This is a genomic window from Streptomyces sp. NPDC028305, assembly GCF_055569495.1.
This window is the reverse complement of sequence record NZ_JBVHTN010000015.1, coordinates 111,098-127,763: the sequence shown is the minus strand read 5'-3', so window position 1 is coordinate 127,763 and position 16,666 is coordinate 111,098. Positions and strand designations below refer to the sequence as shown.

General features: G+C 71.6%; 10 protein-coding genes and 2 pseudogenes. 2 read left to right on the top strand and 10 right to left on the bottom strand.

The features are described from left to right. Positions 1–76: 76 nt before the first annotated feature. Complete coding sequence (locus ACZ4WQ_RS45775; protein ID WP_311727739.1) at positions 77–2,008, bottom strand: acyl-CoA dehydrogenase family protein; 1,932 nt, start codon at positions 2,006–2,008, stop codon at positions 77–79. A gap of 251 nt (positions 2,009–2,259) precedes the next feature. On the opposite strand from ACZ4WQ_RS45775, the gene ACZ4WQ_RS45770 reads away from it, so the two are divergent. Further along, positions 2,260–3,276 carry a LacI family DNA-binding transcriptional regulator gene (locus ACZ4WQ_RS45770; RefSeq protein WP_398376998.1) on the top strand — a complete coding sequence of 339 codons (1,017 nt, stop codon included), beginning with the start codon at positions 2,260–2,262 and terminating at the stop codon, positions 3,274–3,276. Positions 3,277–3,436: 160 nt separating this feature from the next. Continuing rightward, a complete protein-coding gene (locus ACZ4WQ_RS45765; protein ID WP_398377000.1) occupies positions 3,437–5,482 on the top strand; it encodes a glycoside hydrolase family 31 protein in 2,046 nt (681 codons plus the stop codon). A 75-nt stretch (positions 5,483–5,557) separates the two neighbouring features. On the opposite strand, the gene ACZ4WQ_RS45760 is transcribed toward ACZ4WQ_RS45765, so the two are convergent. From ACZ4WQ_RS45760 to ACZ4WQ_RS45720, 9 genes and pseudogenes are all read right to left on the bottom strand, one after another. Then, positions 5,558–7,753: an MMPL family transporter gene (locus tag ACZ4WQ_RS45760; RefSeq protein ID WP_358847630.1), complete on the bottom strand. Its 2,196-nt coding sequence runs from the start codon at positions 7,751–7,753 to the stop codon at positions 5,558–5,560. Between the two features lie 5 nt (positions 7,754–7,758). Beyond that, a complete protein-coding gene (locus tag ACZ4WQ_RS45755; protein WP_311727743.1) occupies positions 7,759–8,013 on the bottom strand; it encodes a hypothetical protein in 255 nt (84 codons plus the stop codon). Between the two features lie 125 nt (positions 8,014–8,138). Then, positions 8,139–8,807 (bottom strand): response regulator transcription factor, encoded by a 669-nt coding sequence (locus ACZ4WQ_RS45750; protein WP_311727744.1) that lies wholly within the window; start codon positions 8,805–8,807, stop codon positions 8,139–8,141. 8 nt (positions 8,808–8,815) lie between these two features. Continuing rightward, positions 8,816–9,958 carry a sensor histidine kinase gene (locus tag ACZ4WQ_RS45745; RefSeq protein WP_398377003.1) on the bottom strand — a complete coding sequence of 381 codons (1,143 nt, stop codon included), beginning with the start codon at positions 9,956–9,958 and terminating at the stop codon, positions 8,816–8,818. Positions 9,959–10,129: 171 nt separating this feature from the next. Continuing rightward, a pseudogene (locus tag ACZ4WQ_RS45740) lies at positions 10,130–10,765 on the bottom strand (GH12 family glycosyl hydrolase domain-containing protein); the annotation flags it as partial. Positions 10,766–10,864: 99 nt separating this feature from the next. Further along, a pseudogene (locus ACZ4WQ_RS45735) lies at positions 10,865–12,853 on the bottom strand (beta-galactosidase); the annotation flags it as partial. Positions 12,854–12,903: 50 nt separating this feature from the next. Then, positions 12,904–13,851 (bottom strand): carbohydrate ABC transporter permease, encoded by a 948-nt coding sequence (locus ACZ4WQ_RS45730; RefSeq protein WP_398377005.1) that lies wholly within the window; start codon positions 13,849–13,851, stop codon positions 12,904–12,906. Continuing rightward, positions 13,848–14,882 (bottom strand): ABC transporter permease, encoded by a 1,035-nt coding sequence (locus ACZ4WQ_RS45725; protein WP_398377006.1) that lies wholly within the window; start codon positions 14,880–14,882, stop codon positions 13,848–13,850. The genes ACZ4WQ_RS45730 and ACZ4WQ_RS45725 overlap by 4 nt, the downstream gene beginning before the upstream one ends. Beyond that, a complete protein-coding gene (locus tag ACZ4WQ_RS45720; RefSeq protein WP_398377007.1) occupies positions 14,882–16,564 on the bottom strand; it encodes an extracellular solute-binding protein in 1,683 nt (560 codons plus the stop codon). The genes ACZ4WQ_RS45725 and ACZ4WQ_RS45720 overlap by 1 nt, the downstream gene beginning before the upstream one ends. Between the last annotated feature and the right edge of the window lie 102 nt (positions 16,565–16,666).

Here is a 16,666-nt window from a genome sequence, read left to right as displayed (position 1 = left end):
GCCGTGAGGGTCGCTCAATTGATGGTTGCGCCCGGATGGGGGACCCGGGCGCAACTACGGGCCCGGGGCCGCCGGGTCAGACGCGTCTGTGGACGTTTTCCTTGGTGGGCGGGCCCGGCGTGGCGTCGGCGATCCAGGGGCCGTCGCCGCTGGGGTCGAGCACGCCTTCCTCCAGCCAGGCGTACGAGCCCGCCAGGACGCCCGAGACGACCTTGCGGTCGAGCTCGTCGGTGTTGGTCCACAGCCGGGAGAAGAGCTCCTCGGCGCGGATTCGCGCCTGCCGGCAGAAGACGTCGGCCAGCTGGTACGCCTCGACGCCGTGGTCGCCCGTGGTGCGCAGCATCTCCGCCCGTACGCAGGCGGCGCTCATGGCGAACAGCTCCGCGCCGATGTCGACGATCCGGCCGAGGAAGCCCTGCTTGGTCTCCATCCGGCCCTGCCAGCGGGACATGGCGTAGAAGGTGGAGCGGGCGAGCTTGCGCGCCGAGCGCTCGACATAGCGCAGGTGCGGGGAGAGGTCGCGGTGGCGCGGCGGGTGGAACTCGGCGTACGCGCGCGGGAGCTGGCCGGCGCCGGTGACCAGGCCCGGCAGCCAGCGGGCGTAGAAGCCGCCGGCCTTGGCGGCCGCCCTGCCCTTGTCGGACAGGGACTTGTCCGGGTCGATGAGGTCGCCCGCCACGGACAGATGGGCGTCCACGGCCTCGCGGGCGATCAGCAGGTGCATGATCTCCGTCGAGCCCTCGAAGATGCGGTTGATGCGCAGGTCGCGGAGCATCTGCTCGGCCGGGACGGCCCGCTCGCCGCGGGCGGCGAGCGAGGCGGCGGTCTCGAAGCCGCGGCCGCCGCGGATCTGGACCAGCTCGTCGGCCATCAGCCAGGCCATCTCGCTGCCGTAGAGCTTGGCCAGCGCCGCCTCGATACGGATGTCGTTGCGGTCCTCGTCGGCCATCTGGGAGGCGAGGTCGATGACGGCCTCCAGGGCGAAGGTGGTCGCCGCGATGAAGGAGATCTTGGTGCCGACGGCCTCGTGGCGGGCGATCGGCTTGCCCCACTGCTCGCGGGCCGCGGACCACTCACGGGCGATCTTCAGACACCACTTCCCGGAGCCCGCGCACATCGCGGGCAGCGAGAGCCGGCCGGTGTTGAGCGTGGTCAGGGCGATCTTGAGCCCGGCACCCTCCGGGCCGATGCGGTTGGCGGCGGGGACCCGGACCCGGTGGAAGCGGGTCACTCCGTTCTCCAGGCCGCGCAGGCCCATGAAGGCGTTGCGGTTCTCGACGGTGACGCCCGCGGAGGCCGTCTCGACGACGAAGGCGGTGATGCCGCCCTTGTGGCCCTCGGACGCGGGGACGCGGGCCATGACCACGAGGAGGTCGGCGACCACGCCGTTGGTCGTCCACAGCTTCACTCCGTCGAGGATGTAGTGGTCCCCGTCGGGCACGGCGGTGGTGGCCAGCCGGGCCGGGTCGGAACCCACATCCGGCTCGGTGAGCAGGAACGCCGAGATGTCGGTACGCGCGCAGCGGGGCAGGAAGGCGTCCTTCTGCTCCTGGGTGCCGAACAGCTTGAGCGGCTGCGGCACACCGATCGACTGGTGGGCGGAGAGCAGCGCGCCGATGGCCGGGCTCACCGAGCTGACCAGGGCCAGTGCCTTGTTGTAGTAGACCTGGGTGAGGCCGGCTCCGCCGTACTTGGGGTCGATCTTCATGCCGAGCGCGCCGATCTCCTTGAGGCCCTGGACGGTCTCGTCGGGGATCATGGCCTCGCGCTCGATGCGGGCGGAGTCGATGCTCGTCTCGCAGAACTCGCGCAGCTTCTCGAGGAACTTCTCACCGCGCCGCACATCGTCCGGGGCGGAGGCGGGGTGGGGGTGGATCAGATCGAGCCGGAAGCGGCCGAGGAACAGTTCCTTGGCGAAGCTCGGCTTGTGCCAAACCTGCTCGCGGGCTGCCTCGGCGACCCGGCGCGCCTCGCGCTCGGACACCGGCCTGACGGATGATGCGGTCATCGGTGCTCCCTTGCCGCGAAATGGGCTATCTCGTGACATTACCGGCACGTACGGTGCCAGTGTGCCTCCGGTCGGGCGAGGCGGCAAAGTGTGCGGCACCAGACGGCGGAGTACGGCGGAAAAAGGGGCAGTTGAAGCGCTTCGACTATCTGGACACTGAACGTGGACGGGTCTACTGTCGATCCGCGCAGCCAGCAAAGAGCCGTTCGGCAATTCAGTCGAAGCGCTTCAATGATCCGGACGGAGTCCGCATGGTCACCCTCGCCGAGGTCGCCCGGCACGCCGGAGTCTCCGCCAGCACGGTGAGCTATGTGCTCAGCGGCAAGCGCTCGATCTCGGCCCCCACCCGCGAGCGGGTCGAGCAGAGCATCAAGGAGCTCGGCTACCACCCGAACGCCGGCGCCCGCGCCCTCGCCAGCAGCCGCTCCAACATCATCGCGCTGATGGTGCCGCTGCGGACCGATATGTATGTGCCCGTCATGATGGAGATCGCCATCGCGGTGGCCACCGCCGCCCGCACGCACGGCTATGACGTGCTGCTGCTGACCGGCGAGGAGGGTCCGGCGGCCGTGCGCCGGGTCACCGGCAGCGGGCTCGCCGACGCCATGATCCTGATGGATGTGGAGCTGGAGGACGAGCGGCTGCCGCTGCTGCGGGACGCCCGCCAGCCCACCGTGCTGATCGGGCTGCCCGCCGACACCGTCGGACTGACCTGCGTCGACCTCGACTTCACGGCGACCGGCGCGCTGTGCGCCGACCATCTGGCCGGGCTCGGCCACCGCGAGATCGCCGTGGTCGGCGAGGCGGCGGCGGTGTACGAGCGCCACACCGGCTTCGCGGTACGGACGCTGGAGGGGCTGCGCGGCCGCGCCCACGAGCTGGGCCTGCGCCTGCTGCACCGCCCCTGCGAGGGCAGTTACGAGTCGATGGCCGGGGCGCTGGCCCGGATCTTCGACGAGCGGCCGGGCACCACCGGCTTCGTGGTGCAGAACGAGGCCGCCATCGACCCGCTGCTGAGCCTGCTGCGCCAGCAGGGCCGCGCGGTCCCCGAGGACATCTCGGTACTGGCGATCTGCCCCGACCAGGTGGCCACCCAGGCCTCGGTGCGGCTGACCTCGGTCGCGATCCCCGCGCAGGAGATGGGGCGGCGCGCGGTGGATCTGGTGGTGGCCAAGCTGGAGGGGCACGGCACGGACGAAGTGACCTTGCTGGCACCCGAGTTGACCGTAAGGGCGAGCTCGGGCCCGGCGCCTGCCGCCGCGCCCTGACCCGGCCCCGCTCCCGCCGAAGCCCCCGCTCCCGCCGAAGCCCCCGAAGTCCCCGAAGTCCCGCCCTCGCAGCGTCTCCGAGCCGTACGTCCCCGAAGCGATACGCCAGTAAAGCTCTCACCTCCCGTACGTCCACCGCCGCAACCCGAGGAGCGCCCCGATGAACCCATCGCCGCCGGCCACCACCTCAGCGTCGCTCGCCCAGTCCTCCGTCACCGTCGGCACCTTCAGCGAACGCGACGGCGCGCTGGAGTGGTCCGGGCGGCAGGAGACCGTACGTCTGGAGCCGTGGGGACCCGACGCGGTCCGGGTCCGCGCCCGGCTCGGCGGGCCGCTGCTCGAGAACCTGCCCGGCGCGCTCCTCGACGACCCGCCGAAGGCGGTCCCGAGCATCGCGATCGGAGCCGGGGAGGCATCGCTGACCTGCGGCGCGATCACCGCCCGGATCACCGCGGACGGCATGATCCGGTTCGAGACCACCGAAGGCGGCCGGGAGCTGCTCGCCGAGGAGCGCGCGCACTTCTGGTGGCCGGGGCCGCGGCTGCGCACCGCCACGGGCAACGGCTACCACCGCATCGAGCAGCGCTTCAAGGCGTACGAGGGCGAGCGGCTCTACGGCCTCGGCCAGCACCAGCACGGTCTGCTGGACCAGAAGGGCGCCGTGATCGACCTGGTGCAGCGCAACGCCGAGGTGACGATCCCGGTCCTCACCTCCAGCCGCGGCTACACCCTGCTGTGGAACAACCCGGCCATCGGGCGGGTCGAGCTGGCCGCGACCGGCACCCGCTGGGTCGCCGACAGCGCCCGCCAGATCGACTACTGGATCACGGCCGGGGACCCGGCGGCCGCGCAGCGCCGCTACGCCGAGGCGACCGGACGCGCGCCGATGATGCCGGAGTGGGCGGCGGGCTTCTGGCAGTGCAAGCTGCGCTACCGCGATCAGGAGGAGCTGCTGACCGTGGCCCGCGAGCACAAGCGGCGCGGGCTGCCGATCGACGCGATCGTCTGCGACTTCTTCCACTGGACGCGCCTGGGCGACTGGAAGTTCGACCCGGCCGCGTGGCCCGACCCGGCCGCGATGACGCGGGAACTGGCCGACCTGGGCATCAAGCTGGTGGTCTCGGTGTGGCCTTCGGTCTCCCCGCTGAGCGAGAACCACGACACGCTGGAGCAGCGGGGATTCCTCGTCGGCACCGAGTACGGGCCCACGGCGCACGCCGACTGGCCCGATGTGCGCGCGGGCGAGCGGATCGACGTGGCCTTCTACGACGCGACCCACCCGGAGGCCCGGGAGTTCGTGTGGTCGCGGGTGCGGGAGAACTACCTGGAGCCGTACGGGATCCACGCCTTCTGGCTGGACGCCTGCGAGCCGGAGATCAAGCCCGGCTACCCGGCGAATCTGCGCTACCACGCGGGGCCGGGCCTGGAGGTCGGCAACCTCTACCCGCGCGAGAACGCCCGGGCGTTCCACGAGGGTCTGCGCGCGGCGGGCGAGGAGGAGGTGGTGACGCTCAACCGCTCGGCGTGGGCGGGCAGCCAGCGCTACGGGGCCGCCCTGTGGTCCGGCGACATCGGCACGGACTTCCCGACGCTGCGCCGGCAGATCGCCGCCGGTCTGAACGTCGCCCTCTCCGGCATCCCGTGGTGGAACACCGACATCGGCGGCTTCCACGGCGGGGACCCGGACGACCCGGCGTTCCGCGAGGTGCTGATCCGCTGGTTCCAGTTCGGCGCGCTGTCGCCGATCATGCGGCTGCACGGCTTCCGCGACCCGGGGCTGCCGCTCGGGCCCGGGATGACCGGCGGCCCGAACGAGGTGTGGTCGTACGGCGAGGAGGCCGAGCGGATCCTCGGCGCGTATCTGCGGCTGCGGGAGCGGCTGAAGCCGTATGTGCTGGCGCAGATGCGCACCGCCCATGAGGAGGGGCTGCCGCCCATGCGCCCGCTGTTCCTGGAGTTCCCCGGGGACGAGGCGGCCTGGGGCGTCGCGGACGCCTATCTGCTGGGCCCCGACCTGCTGGTCGCCCCGGTCCTGGAGCCGGGCGCGACCGAGCGGACCGTCCATCTCCCGGCGGGGGCGCGCTGGACGGACGCCTGGACGGGCGAGAGCTGGGAGGGCGGCACCAGGGTGACGGTGCCCGCCCCGCTGGACCGGATCCCGCTGTTCCTGCGGGACGGCGCGCGGCTGCCGGTGCGGGAGCCCTGACGGTCCGTCGTCGGCCCCGCCCTCCCCCGCCCGCCTCAGGTCGCCTCAGGTCGCCTCAGATCGCCTCAGGTCGCCTCAGGTCGCCTCATCAGCGTCTGGGCGTTCCAGCGCCACCTTCGGCAGCCGGCGGGCGAGGGGCGCGGGCAGCCACCAGGCGTGCCTGCCGAGCAGCCGCATGACGGCCGGCACGATCAGACAGCGGATGACCACCGCGTCCAGCAGGACGGCCACCGCGAGCCCCAGCCCGAACTGCTGGAGCATGCGGCTCGGGCTGAGCACGAAGGCGGCGAACACCACGATCATGATGGCGGCCGCCGCCGTGATCACCTTGCCGGTGGCCGCCAGGCCCTCGCGGACCGCGTGGGAGTGGTCCTTCGTCCGCTCCCACTCCTCGTGGATGCGGGAGACGAGGAACACCTCGTAGTCCATGGAGAGGCCGAAGACGATCGCGAAGATCATCACGGGGATGAACGCCTCGACCGGGCCGGGCTGTGCCCCGAACCAGCCGTGCTGGAAGACGAGCGTGATCACGCCCAGCGCGGCGGATATGGACAGCAGGTTGAGCAGCGCGGCCTTCAGCGGGATCAGCAGGGAGCGGAAGACCACCATGAGCAGCAGCGCGGAGAGGCCGACGACGACGGCGACGAACAGCGGCATCCGGTCGGCCACGGAGTCGGCGAAGTCCTGTGCGGCGGCCGTGGACCCGCCCACCAGGTAGTCGGCGCCGGTGCGTTCACCGAGCCCGGGCAGGACGCGGTCGCGCAGCGTGTGGACGAGGTCGGCGGTGCCCTCGTCCTGCGGGGAGGTGCGGGGAAAAGCCAGGACCGTGGAGACGGCGCCGTCCTCGGAGGGCAGCGGCGGTGTGGTGGCGGCGATGCCGTCCGTACGGGCGAGCGTGGTCCGCAGCTCCCGGGCGGCCGCCGCGTCGCCGCGACTCACCACGACCAAGGGTCCGTTGAACCCTGGCCCGAAGCCCTCGGCGAGCAGGTCGTAGGCCCGGCGGCTGGTCGAGGTGGTCGGGTCGGTGCCCGCGTCGGCGAAGCCCAGGCGCAGGGTCAGGGCCGGAGCGGACAGCGCGAGCAGCGCGACGACGGCGGCCAGCAGCGCGGGCAGCGGGCGCCGTTGCACGGCGGCGGCCAGGGCCCGCCAGCGCCGGCCCTCCTCCTTCCCCTTGGCCCGGGCCCGGTCGGCGCGCCGCAGCACCTGGCGCTGGACGCGCCCGCCGAGCACGGCCAGCAGCGCGGGCAGCAGGACCAGGGAGGCCGCCATGGTGACGAGCACGGTCAGCGCGACGGCGAGCGCCACGCCCTGAAGCGCGCCAAGACCCAGGGCGACCAGGCCGAGCAGCGCGATGATGACGGTGCAGCCGGCGAAGAAGACCGTACGGCCGGCGGCGTCCAGCGCGGTCCGGGTGGCGGTGTGCCGGTCGGCGCCGCGGATGAGTTCATGCCGGTAGCGGTAGAAGATCAGGAGCGCGTAGTCCACGCCCACCCCGAGCCCGACGAGCATCATGACGGGCGGGGTGAAGTCGGCGACCGTGAACAGGTGTGAGGCCAGGGCGATCAGACCGATGGCGCCGCCCACCGCGAACACCGCGGTGATCAGCGGCAGCGCCGCCGCCACCAGCGAGCCGAACAGCAGGACGAGGATGACCAGCGCCGCGAGCATGCCCGCGCCCTCCGCGGCGCCGCCCTCCTCCTCCTCGGCGCCGCGCACCGCCTCACCGCCGAGCGCGACCTCCAGGCCCTGTTTCCCGGCGGCCTTGGCGGTGTCGATGATCCGGGTGACGTCCCCCTTGGGCACCTCCTCCGCCTTGCCGTCAAGGGTGACGGTGGCGTAACCGACGGTGCCGTCCCGGGAGAGTGCGGAGGCGTCCGCGTACGGGCCGCGCACCTCGGTGACGGAGGGCAGGGCGCGGACCCGGTCGAGGGTCTTCTCGATGGCACCGCGCTCGGCGCGCAGCCCGCCCTCGTCCTTGAAGACGATCTGCACGCTGTCCCCCGCCTGCCGGGAGCCGTGCTCGGTCAGCAGATCGGTGGCGGTCTGCGAGTCGGTGCCCGGCAGGGCGAAGTCGTTGCGGTACGCGCTGCCTGCCGCCAGCGATCCGGCGGTGATCGCGGCCACCACGAGGATCCACAGCAGCAGGGCGCCCCAGCGGTGGTTCTGGGACCAGGCGGCGAGGCGCCCGAAGGTGCCCGTGCTGCCCGGGGGCCGGCCCGCGGCGGGCTCGGTGGGCCCGGTGGTCGCGGTCGTGTCGCGCGGCGGAGACATGATGATCAACCTCGGTTCTGCCGATCGGGTCCCCGGCCGGCCCGGCGGGCCGCGACGGCGGCGCCGAGCGCGGCGCACACCGCCGGCACGGCGAGGAGCACGGCCCGCGCCGCGCCGGTGCCGTCCGCGCGCAGCGGGCGGCCGAGGACGAAGGAGGAGAAGGCACCCGCGGCCCCCGTCAGGAGAAAGCCCGCGGCGGCGCCGACCAGCAGACCGACGACCGTGTCCGCGGCCTTCGCGAAGATGCGGGATGCCCTCATACCCCGCAGCATCCGGGCGCGGTGCGCCCCGGGGCGTCGGCCCCCGGCGGACACCCGCGGTACCCCAGCGGTTGTCGGGCGCCCCGCCGGCGTACTCCCCCGGTCGCATGGAGGGGCGGGGGCGCCTAGCTCGTCAGCCAGCGGGGGCTGACCATGCCCGACTCGTAGGCCAGCACCACCAGTTGGGAGCGGTCCCGGACGGCCAGCTTGGTCATGATGCGGCTGACGTGGGTCTTGGCGGTGGCCGGGCTGAGCACCAGCCGGGCGGCGATCTCGTCGTTCGTCAGCCCGGCGGCCACCAGCCCCATCACCTCCCGCTCGCGGTCGGTGAGGGCGCGCAGCCTGGGGCCGGGCTCGGGGGCCCGGACCCGTCCGGCGAACTCCGCGATGAGCCGCCGTGTGACGGAGGGGCTGATCAGCGCGTCGCCGCGGTGCGCCACCCGTACAGCGTGGATCAGCTCCTCCGGTTCGGTGTCCTTGACCAGGAAGCCGGTGGCGCCGGCGCGCAGCGCGCCGTAGATGTAGTCGTCCAGGTCGAAGGTGGTCAGGATGACCACCTTGACGCCCTCCAGGCGGGGGTCGGCGGTGATCCGCCGGGCCGCCTGAAGGCCGTCGGTCCCGGGCATCCGGATGTCCAGCAGCGCCACGTCGGGGCGCGTCTCGCGGCAGGCCGCGACGGCCTCGTCGCCGTCGCCCGCCTCGGCCACCACCGTGATGTCGTCCTCGTCCTCGAGGATCGAGCGGAACCCGGCCCGCACCAGCCGCTGGTCGTCCGCGAGCAAGACCTTGATCATGGCTGTGATCATGACTGCGGGGACGCTCCGTTCCCGTGCGGCAGCCGGGCGCGTACGGCGAATCCGCCGTCCGGGCCGCCGCCTGTGGCCAGTTCGCCGCCCAGCGCGCGTGCGCGCTCGCGCATGCCGCTGATGCCGCTGCCGGACACGGTGCGGGCCGGGCCCCGTCCGTTGTCGGTGATCTCGATCCGGACCTCGCGGGGCGCGTGTGAGACATGGACGGTGACGGCGGTGGCCCGGGAGTGCCGGGTCACGTTGGTGAGCGATTCCTGGACGATGCGGTAGGCGGCCAGCTCCACTTCGGTGGGCAGCGGCTCCGGCTCGCCGGTGGTGTGCGTGCGCACATCGAACCCGGCCGACCGCGCCGACGCGACGAGTTCACCGATCCGGGCCAGGCCCGGCGGCGGCGCCGTGGGCGCATCCTCGTCGACCTGCCGCAGCACCCCGAGGGTCGCCCGCAGCTCGCGCAGCGCCTCGCGGCTGGAGGCCTTGATCGCGGCGAGGGCGGTCTCGGCCTGTGCCGGGTCCTTCTCGATCCGGTGCAGGGCGGCCGCGGACTGGACGCTGATGAGGGAGATGTGGTGGCCGACGACGTCGTGCAGCTCCCGGGCGATGCGCAGCCGCTCCTCACCGGCCGCGCGCTGCTCCACCTCGTGGACGTACGCCTGGCGGCTGTGGCGCACCCAGCCGAGCGCGACCACCGCGACCAGCCAGCCGGTGAGCATGAAGAGGGCGATCCCGTCGACGTCCTCGTTGCCCGCCAGTATGCCGACACCGACGGCGACGACGCAGAGCGCGGCGAGGGCGACGGCCGCCCGCAGCAGCCCCTCGGCCGCGACCGCGTACAGCGCGACCACGAACGCGACGAGGAGGGGACCGTCGTGGACGCTGATGAGGTAGTACGCGACGGTGGCGGCCAGCACGCCGAGGGCGACGGCCACGGGTCGGCGGCGGCGGAACCAGAGCGCGCCGCTGGCGGCGGCGGTCATCCCCAGGCCGAAGACGGTGACCGGCCAGGGCTCCTCGCGCTCGCCGACGAACGGCCCCGCGCCGCCGACGGCCGCCAGCACGAAGACGCCACCGACCAGAGCCGCGTCCGCCCACCGGCCGCGCGGCGGCCGGAGACGGGCGAAAGAGCCGAGGAGGACCATGCCCTTCAGCCTAGGGCCGCCTCGCGTACGGGTCCTTCCTCCGCACGGCGGAACGAGCGTGCCCGCCCCGCAACCCGGGGAGTACGCGCGGGCGCCGGGGCCACAACCGGAGGGGTACGACGGGTGCCGCCGCCCCGGGGAGCGGCGGCACACGGTCGGCCGGGGGCGCGATCAGCTGAAGGAGACGCCGAAGCTGTTGGTCTTGAAGTCCAGACCGCCGGCCGAGGAGGTGATCTCGTAGCCGAACTGGACGTCGCCGATGGTCACATCGCCGAACCAGCCCTTGGTGTTCTTGATCCAGTTCACGATGGCCTTGATGTCCACGGAGCCGGAATTGGAGTTTGAGGTGCGGATGAAGGAGAAGACCTCATTGGCGCCGTTGCTGCCCTTGTAGACGGTCCAGCTGTGGCCGCCGAGGGTGAGGCTGCCCTGGGAGGTGCCGAGCGGACCGACCGGGCCGGTCTTGTTCATCCAGAGCATGATCTCGTAGTCGTAGTTGGTGTCCCAGATGTCGTACGAGGTGTTGTACGCGCCCGAGGACGGCACGGTGACGTTGTAGCTGCTGTTCAGGCTGCCTATGGCGCTGACCTTCTTGCCGACGACCCGCTTGGCGTTGGGGTAGGACTTGATGCCCCCGGTGTTGGGGTGGTTGGCCCACACACCCCAGTCGCTGTACGAGTTGGCCCAGATGGTCTGGGCTCCGGCGCCGGAGCCCCAGATGTTGTTGTAGAGCGTGTAGCCGCCGGTGGACCAGTTGCCCCACTGGTCCGAGGAGGACCAGGTGGCGGCGTGGGCGGGGGCGGCGGCGAAGCCGATGAGCGCGAGAAGCGCGAACAGCGGGGTCAGGAAGAGCTTTCGGGCGGCTCGGTGCACGGTGCTGCTCCCTTCGGGTGGGGGGGATTCGAGCGGAGTCAGGACCACGGCCGCATAGCGGTCGAGATGGACCTGTGTGTCGTACACGCGGCCGGTGAGCAGGTCGGTCCGCGCGGACGGGAGGGGGACGGCCGCGGGGGTGCGGCCGTGGTTGAGGAGGAACAGGTGGTCGCCGCGGGCCACGGCCTCCACGCCGTCGGGGATGCCGGACAGCGGTGGCCGCAGCCCCGCCTCGCCGGCGGCGCGGGCCAGCAGCGCGCGCAGCGCGGCCGGTTCGGGCAGGGTGGAGACGTACCAGGCGGTGCCGGCGCCGTGGCGGTTGCGGGTGACGGCGGGCCCGCCGTCGAGCTCGCCGCCCTTGATCCGGGCGATGGTCTCGGCGGTGGAGGGCTCCAGGTCCTCGGACCAGAGGGTGACGGTGAAACCGGCCGGCCAGGAGGGGCCGTGGGCGGTGAGGGTCTCGCCCTCGTCCAGCGGCCACCACTCGTGGACCGTGCGGATGCCGAGGAGGTCGCGCAGGCGCCGGTCGACGCCGCCCGGGCGGACCCGGTCGTGCTCGTCGGCGACGCCGGTGAAGAAGCCGCAGACCAGCGTGCCACCGCCGCGAACATAGCCGGTCAGGTTGTCCAGCGCCTCGTCGGTGAGCAGATACAGATGGGGGACGGCGACCAGGGCGTAGTCGCCGAGGTCGGCGTGCGGGTGGGCGAAGTCGGTGGTGAGGTTCTCCTCCCACAGGGCCTGGTGCCAGGCGCGTACCACCTGGGGGTAGTCGAGCCGGGCGGAGGGCCGGCCGTCCTGGACGGTGGCCCACCAGGCGTGCCAGTCGTGCAGGAGCGCGACGCGGGCGGGGACGCCGCGGCCGACGACCCCGTCGAGCAGGCGCAGCTCGGCGCCGAGCCCCCGCACCTGCTGGAAGGTGCGGCTGTGCTCGCCCGCGTGCGGGACCATCCCGGAGTGGAACTTCTCGCTGCCCTGCCGCGACTGCCGCCACTGGAAGAAGCAGACGCCGTCCGCGCCGCGGGCGACGGCCTGGAGCGACCACAGACGCATCAGCCCGGGCGGCTTGGGGTGGTTGACGCCGCGCCAGTTGACCGGGCCCGCCGCCTGCTCCATGAGCACCCAGGGGCCGCCGGCCTGGGAGCGGGTGAGGTCCTGGACCATCGCCCCGTAGGCGGCGGCGTGCGGGTCCTTGGGGTCGGGATAGAGGTCGACGGAGACGACGTCCTCCTCGGCCGCCCACGCCCAGCCGTCCTGGCCGATGAACATCGACATGAAGTTGGTGGTGACCGGGATGTGCGGGGTGCGGGCGGCCAGCACGTCGCGCTCGGCGGTGAAGCACTCCAGCAGGGCGTCGCTGGTGAAGCGGCGGAAGTCCAGCGCCTGGGCGGGGTTGGTCAGATACTGGGCGCGACGGGGCGGAATGATCTCCTCCCACGAGTCGTAGCGCTGGCTCCAGAAGGCCGTGGCCCACGCCTCGTTCAGCGCGTCGAGTCCGCCGTACCGGGCGTGCAGCCAGCGGCGGAAGTGGCCGGCGGTGGTGTCGCACCAGCAGTGGGTGGAGTATTCGTTGCCGACGTGCCACCTGCGCACCGCCGGATGGCCGCCGTAGCGGTCCGCCAGGTCCTCGGTGATGCGCAGCGCGTACTCGCGGTAGAGCGGGGAGGAGGCGCAGAACTGGTTGCGCGAGCCGTACCAGACGGTGGCGCCGTTCTCGTCGCGCGGCAGGGTCTCGGGGTGGCGGGCGCCCAGCCACGGCGGCGGGGAGGCGGTGGGGGTGGCCAGGCACACCTCGATGCCGCCCTCGTGGAGCAGGTCGAGCGCCTCGTCGAGCCAGCCGAAGTCGCGGGCGCCGGGGCGGGGTTCCAGCCTGGCCCAGGAGAACACCCCGACAGTGGCGGTGGTGACCCGGGCCTCGCGCATCAGCCGTACGTCCTCGCGCCAGACGCTCCGCGGCCACTGCTCGGGGTTGTAGTCGCCGCCGTAGAGGATGCGGCCGCGGGTGACATCGCTCAGCTCGGGCATCGCACTCGCTCTCGCACTCGCTCTCGCTCTCGCCTCTGGTCGGCTGCGGGCTAGCCCTTGACGGCGCCGGTGAGCATGCCCTTGGTGAAGTGCTTCTGGACGAACGGGTAGAGGACCACGACGGGGATCAGGGCGAGGACCATGACGGCCATCTGCACCGCCAGGCCCGGGATCTGGCTGCTGGAGATCATCTGGGACATGCCCTGGGGCGCCTGCTGCTTGATGACGAGCTGGCGCAGGATCATCTGGAGCGGCCACATGTTCTGGTCGTTGAGGTAGAGCATCGCGTTGAACCACTGGCTCCAGTAGCCGACCGCGTAGAAGAGGGAGACGACCGCGATGACCGCCTTGGAGAGCGGCATCACGATCTGGAGCAGGATCCGCCACTCCCCCGCGCCGTCGATCCGGGCGCTGTCGATCAGCTCGGGCGCGGTGGTCTGGAAGAAGGAGCGCAGCACCAGGATGTTGAAGACCGAGATGGCGCTGGGCAGGATCATCGACCAGTAGCTGCCCTCCAGGCCGACCCCGGTGACCAGCAGATAGGTCGGGATCAGACCGGCGTTGAAGAACATGGTGACCAGCAGCACCATCAGGATCGGCCGGTGGAGGAAGGACCCGCGGCGCGACAGGCCGTACGCGCACAGGATCGAGACCACCGTACTGATCACCGTGCCCACGGCCGTCAGGGCGAGGCTGACGATCGCCGCGCGGGTGACCGTGCCGCCGCCGAGCAGCTCGGAGTAGGCGCGGAAGGTGATCGTCTTGGGCACGATGACCAGCCCGCCGGCCTCGGTGATGGCCTTCTGGTCGGAGAGGCTGGTGACGACGACCACCCACAGCGGCCCGAGGATCGCCAGGCACACCGCGACCAGGGTGGCGCCCTTGAGCCCCTGGCCGGCCTTGCCCGGCTCCTCCTCCCACACCGGGCGTCTGCTGTCGCGGCGCTGCCGCACGGCCGCAGCGGGCGGCGCGGGCGCGTTCTGCGCGATCACCGTCATTTCTGGTAAACCCCCTGCTCGCCGAGCATATGGGCGATCTTGTTGGCGATCAGGACGAGCACCAGGCTGAAGACGCCCTTGATCAGGCCGCCCGCGGCGGCGATCCCGTAGTCGGTGTTGGCGATACCGACCCACCACACATAGGTGTCGAACACCTCGGAGGCGCCCGGCCCCACCGCGTCGCGCTGGAGCAGGATCTGCTCGAAGCCCACGGTGAGCGAGTCACCGACGCGCAGCACCAGCAGCAGGGCGATCACCGGGCGCAGCGCGGGCAGCGTCACATGCCACATCCGCCGCCAGCGGTTGGCCCCGTCCACGGCCGCGGCCTCGTACAGGTCCTGGCTGACGGCGGAGAGAGCGGCGAGGAAGACGATGACGCCCCAGCCGCCGTCCTTCCACACCAGCTGCGCGGTGACCAGGAACTTGAAGACCCCGGGGTCGGTCATCAGGTCGAAGCCCTCGTAGCCGTGGTGGCGCAGCTGCTGGGCGAGCAGCCCGGCCCCGCCGAGCATCTGCTGGAAGACCGTGATGACCAGCACCCAGGAGAAGAAGTGCGGCAGGTAGAGGATCGACTGCACCAGCCCGCGGATCCGGGTGCTGAGCACGCTGTTCACCAGCAGCGCGAGCCCGATGGTGACCGGGAAGAAGAGCACCAGCTGGATGAAGGTGATGCCGAGGGTGTTGGCGAAGGCGTCCCAGAAGCGGTTGTCCTCGAAGAGGAGGGTGAAGTTGTCGAGGCCGACCCAGGGGCTGGTCCACAGGCCCTGGGTGAACGGGTCGTAGTCCTTGAAGGCGACCGTGGTCCAGATCAGCGGGACGTAGTTGAACAGCGCGAGCAGGCCGACGGCGGGCGCCACCATCAGCAGCAGGGTGCGGTCCCGGCGCAGCCGCTGCCACCACCGGATGCCGCCGTCCGGCACGGCGGGCGGCGGGGCGGACGCGACGGAGTCGTCGGGGCCGCCGGAGCCGCCGCGCCGCGCGGATCTCGCGCGGCGCGGTTCACCGGCCCGGCTTCCGGTGTCCAGTGCCATCAGGCGCCGCTGCCGTTCTTGTCGAGGATCTCGGCGTACCAGTCGCGGAGCTTGTCGCCGCCACCGCTGCGCCAGTCGCTGATGGCGCTCTGCGCGTCGCGGATGGACTTGCGGCCGCGTACGACGTCCTTGGCCAGGTCCTCGAAGGGGGTGTAGAGGGAGGCGTAGCGGTTGGGCTCCTGGATCTGCATGCCGTAGAAGAGGGGCTTCTTGGCGAACTTGCCCATGCGCTGCATCCAGCCGCAGTAGTCCTTCACCATCTGCGGGAAGTCCGGGTACGCGACGGTGGCCTCGGGCGAGACGATGAAGCGGTAGGTGTCCTGGACCTCGGTGACGCCCTTGGAGTTCTTGACCGGGGCGCCGTGCTTCATGGTGTGGTGCACGCCCTCGACGCCGTAGTCGATCAGGCGCTGCTCCTTGGTGCCGTAGGGCGCGGCGATGTAGTTGGCGACGGCCAGGATCTCCTCGATCTGTTCCTTGGAGAGCTTCTTGTTGAGGAAGGACCAGATCGCGGCAGGCGGGCCCAGGTAGAGGGTGGGGTCGCCGCCGTCGGCGCCGAAGTAGTCCATCCCCTGGATCTTGAAGCCGGGGTTGGGCTCGGCCTGTTCGAAGGTGGCGCCGTACCACTTGGCGTCGCCGTCGTTCATGATGAGCGACTGGCCGGAGGTGAAGCGGGTGAGCGAGTCGTTGGCCTTGCCCGCGACCGCGTCGGGGTGGACATAGCCGCTCTTGAAGAGCTTGCGGCACCACTCCAGGGCCTCGAGATAGTTGTCCAGCTCGACCTTGTGGACGAGCTTGCCGTCCTTCTCCACCCAGTAGAACGGCTTCTCCCCGGGGCAGCCGAAGATGATCTGCGCCGACCACCACATGTCCTCGCACGCCCACACCTTGCTCTTGGGCCGGGTGATCTCCTTGGCGAGGGCGAGGAATTCATCGGCGCTCTTGGGGACCTCGTAGCCCTCCTTCTTGAAGATGTCCTCCCGGTAGAAGGGGATCACACCGCTGAGCGGGCGGGCGGGCATGGGCAGACCGCGGAGCTTGCCGCCGAAGACCGACATCTGCCAGGCGGCGGTGGGGATGGCGGCGAGGTTGGGGTACTTCTTGACCTTGTCGCCGGACAGATACGGGCCCAGGTCGGCGAACTTGGCGCTGATCGCGCCCATCAGCTTTCCGCCCATCTCCCACTGCGGGATCATCACGATGTCCGCGATGTCCCCGGAGGCCAGGACGGCGCTGAGCTTCTCTCCGTAGGTGTTGCCGTCCTGCGGCTGGAAGGTGATCTTCGCGCCGAGGGCCTCGTTGACGGCCTTGTAGTAGGCGCTGTCCTTGGACGGCGGGGTGCCCCACAGCGGTTCGAAGACGGTGTAGCTGCCGCCGTGGCCCGGCTTGCCCTTGACGGAGGCGACCAGCTCGGCGGCGGGCTTGGCCTGGGTGAATCCGGGGCTCGAGCCGTTCACGCCGGGGATGTCCGGCTTCGCCACCCGGGAGGCCGCATAGGTCGGCAGCAGCTTCTTCAGATCCTTGCCGGATGTCGTGCCGCCCTTGCCGGTGCTCTCCTCGGTGGAGCACGCGGACAGCAGCGGGACCCCTCCCGCGACGGCCACCGCGGCGACGGCCGCGGAAGACAGGACGGTTCTCCGGCTCGGAGTGGAAGTGGAGGCCGAAGCCTGGGAGTTCGGCATTGCGTCAACCCTTCGTGGCGTACCCGCCGTGCGACCGATGGTCGAAGCGCTTCGATATTGCGCTGAGGTTAAGTCGGGGGGTGGGGTGGCGCAAGAGTGGCA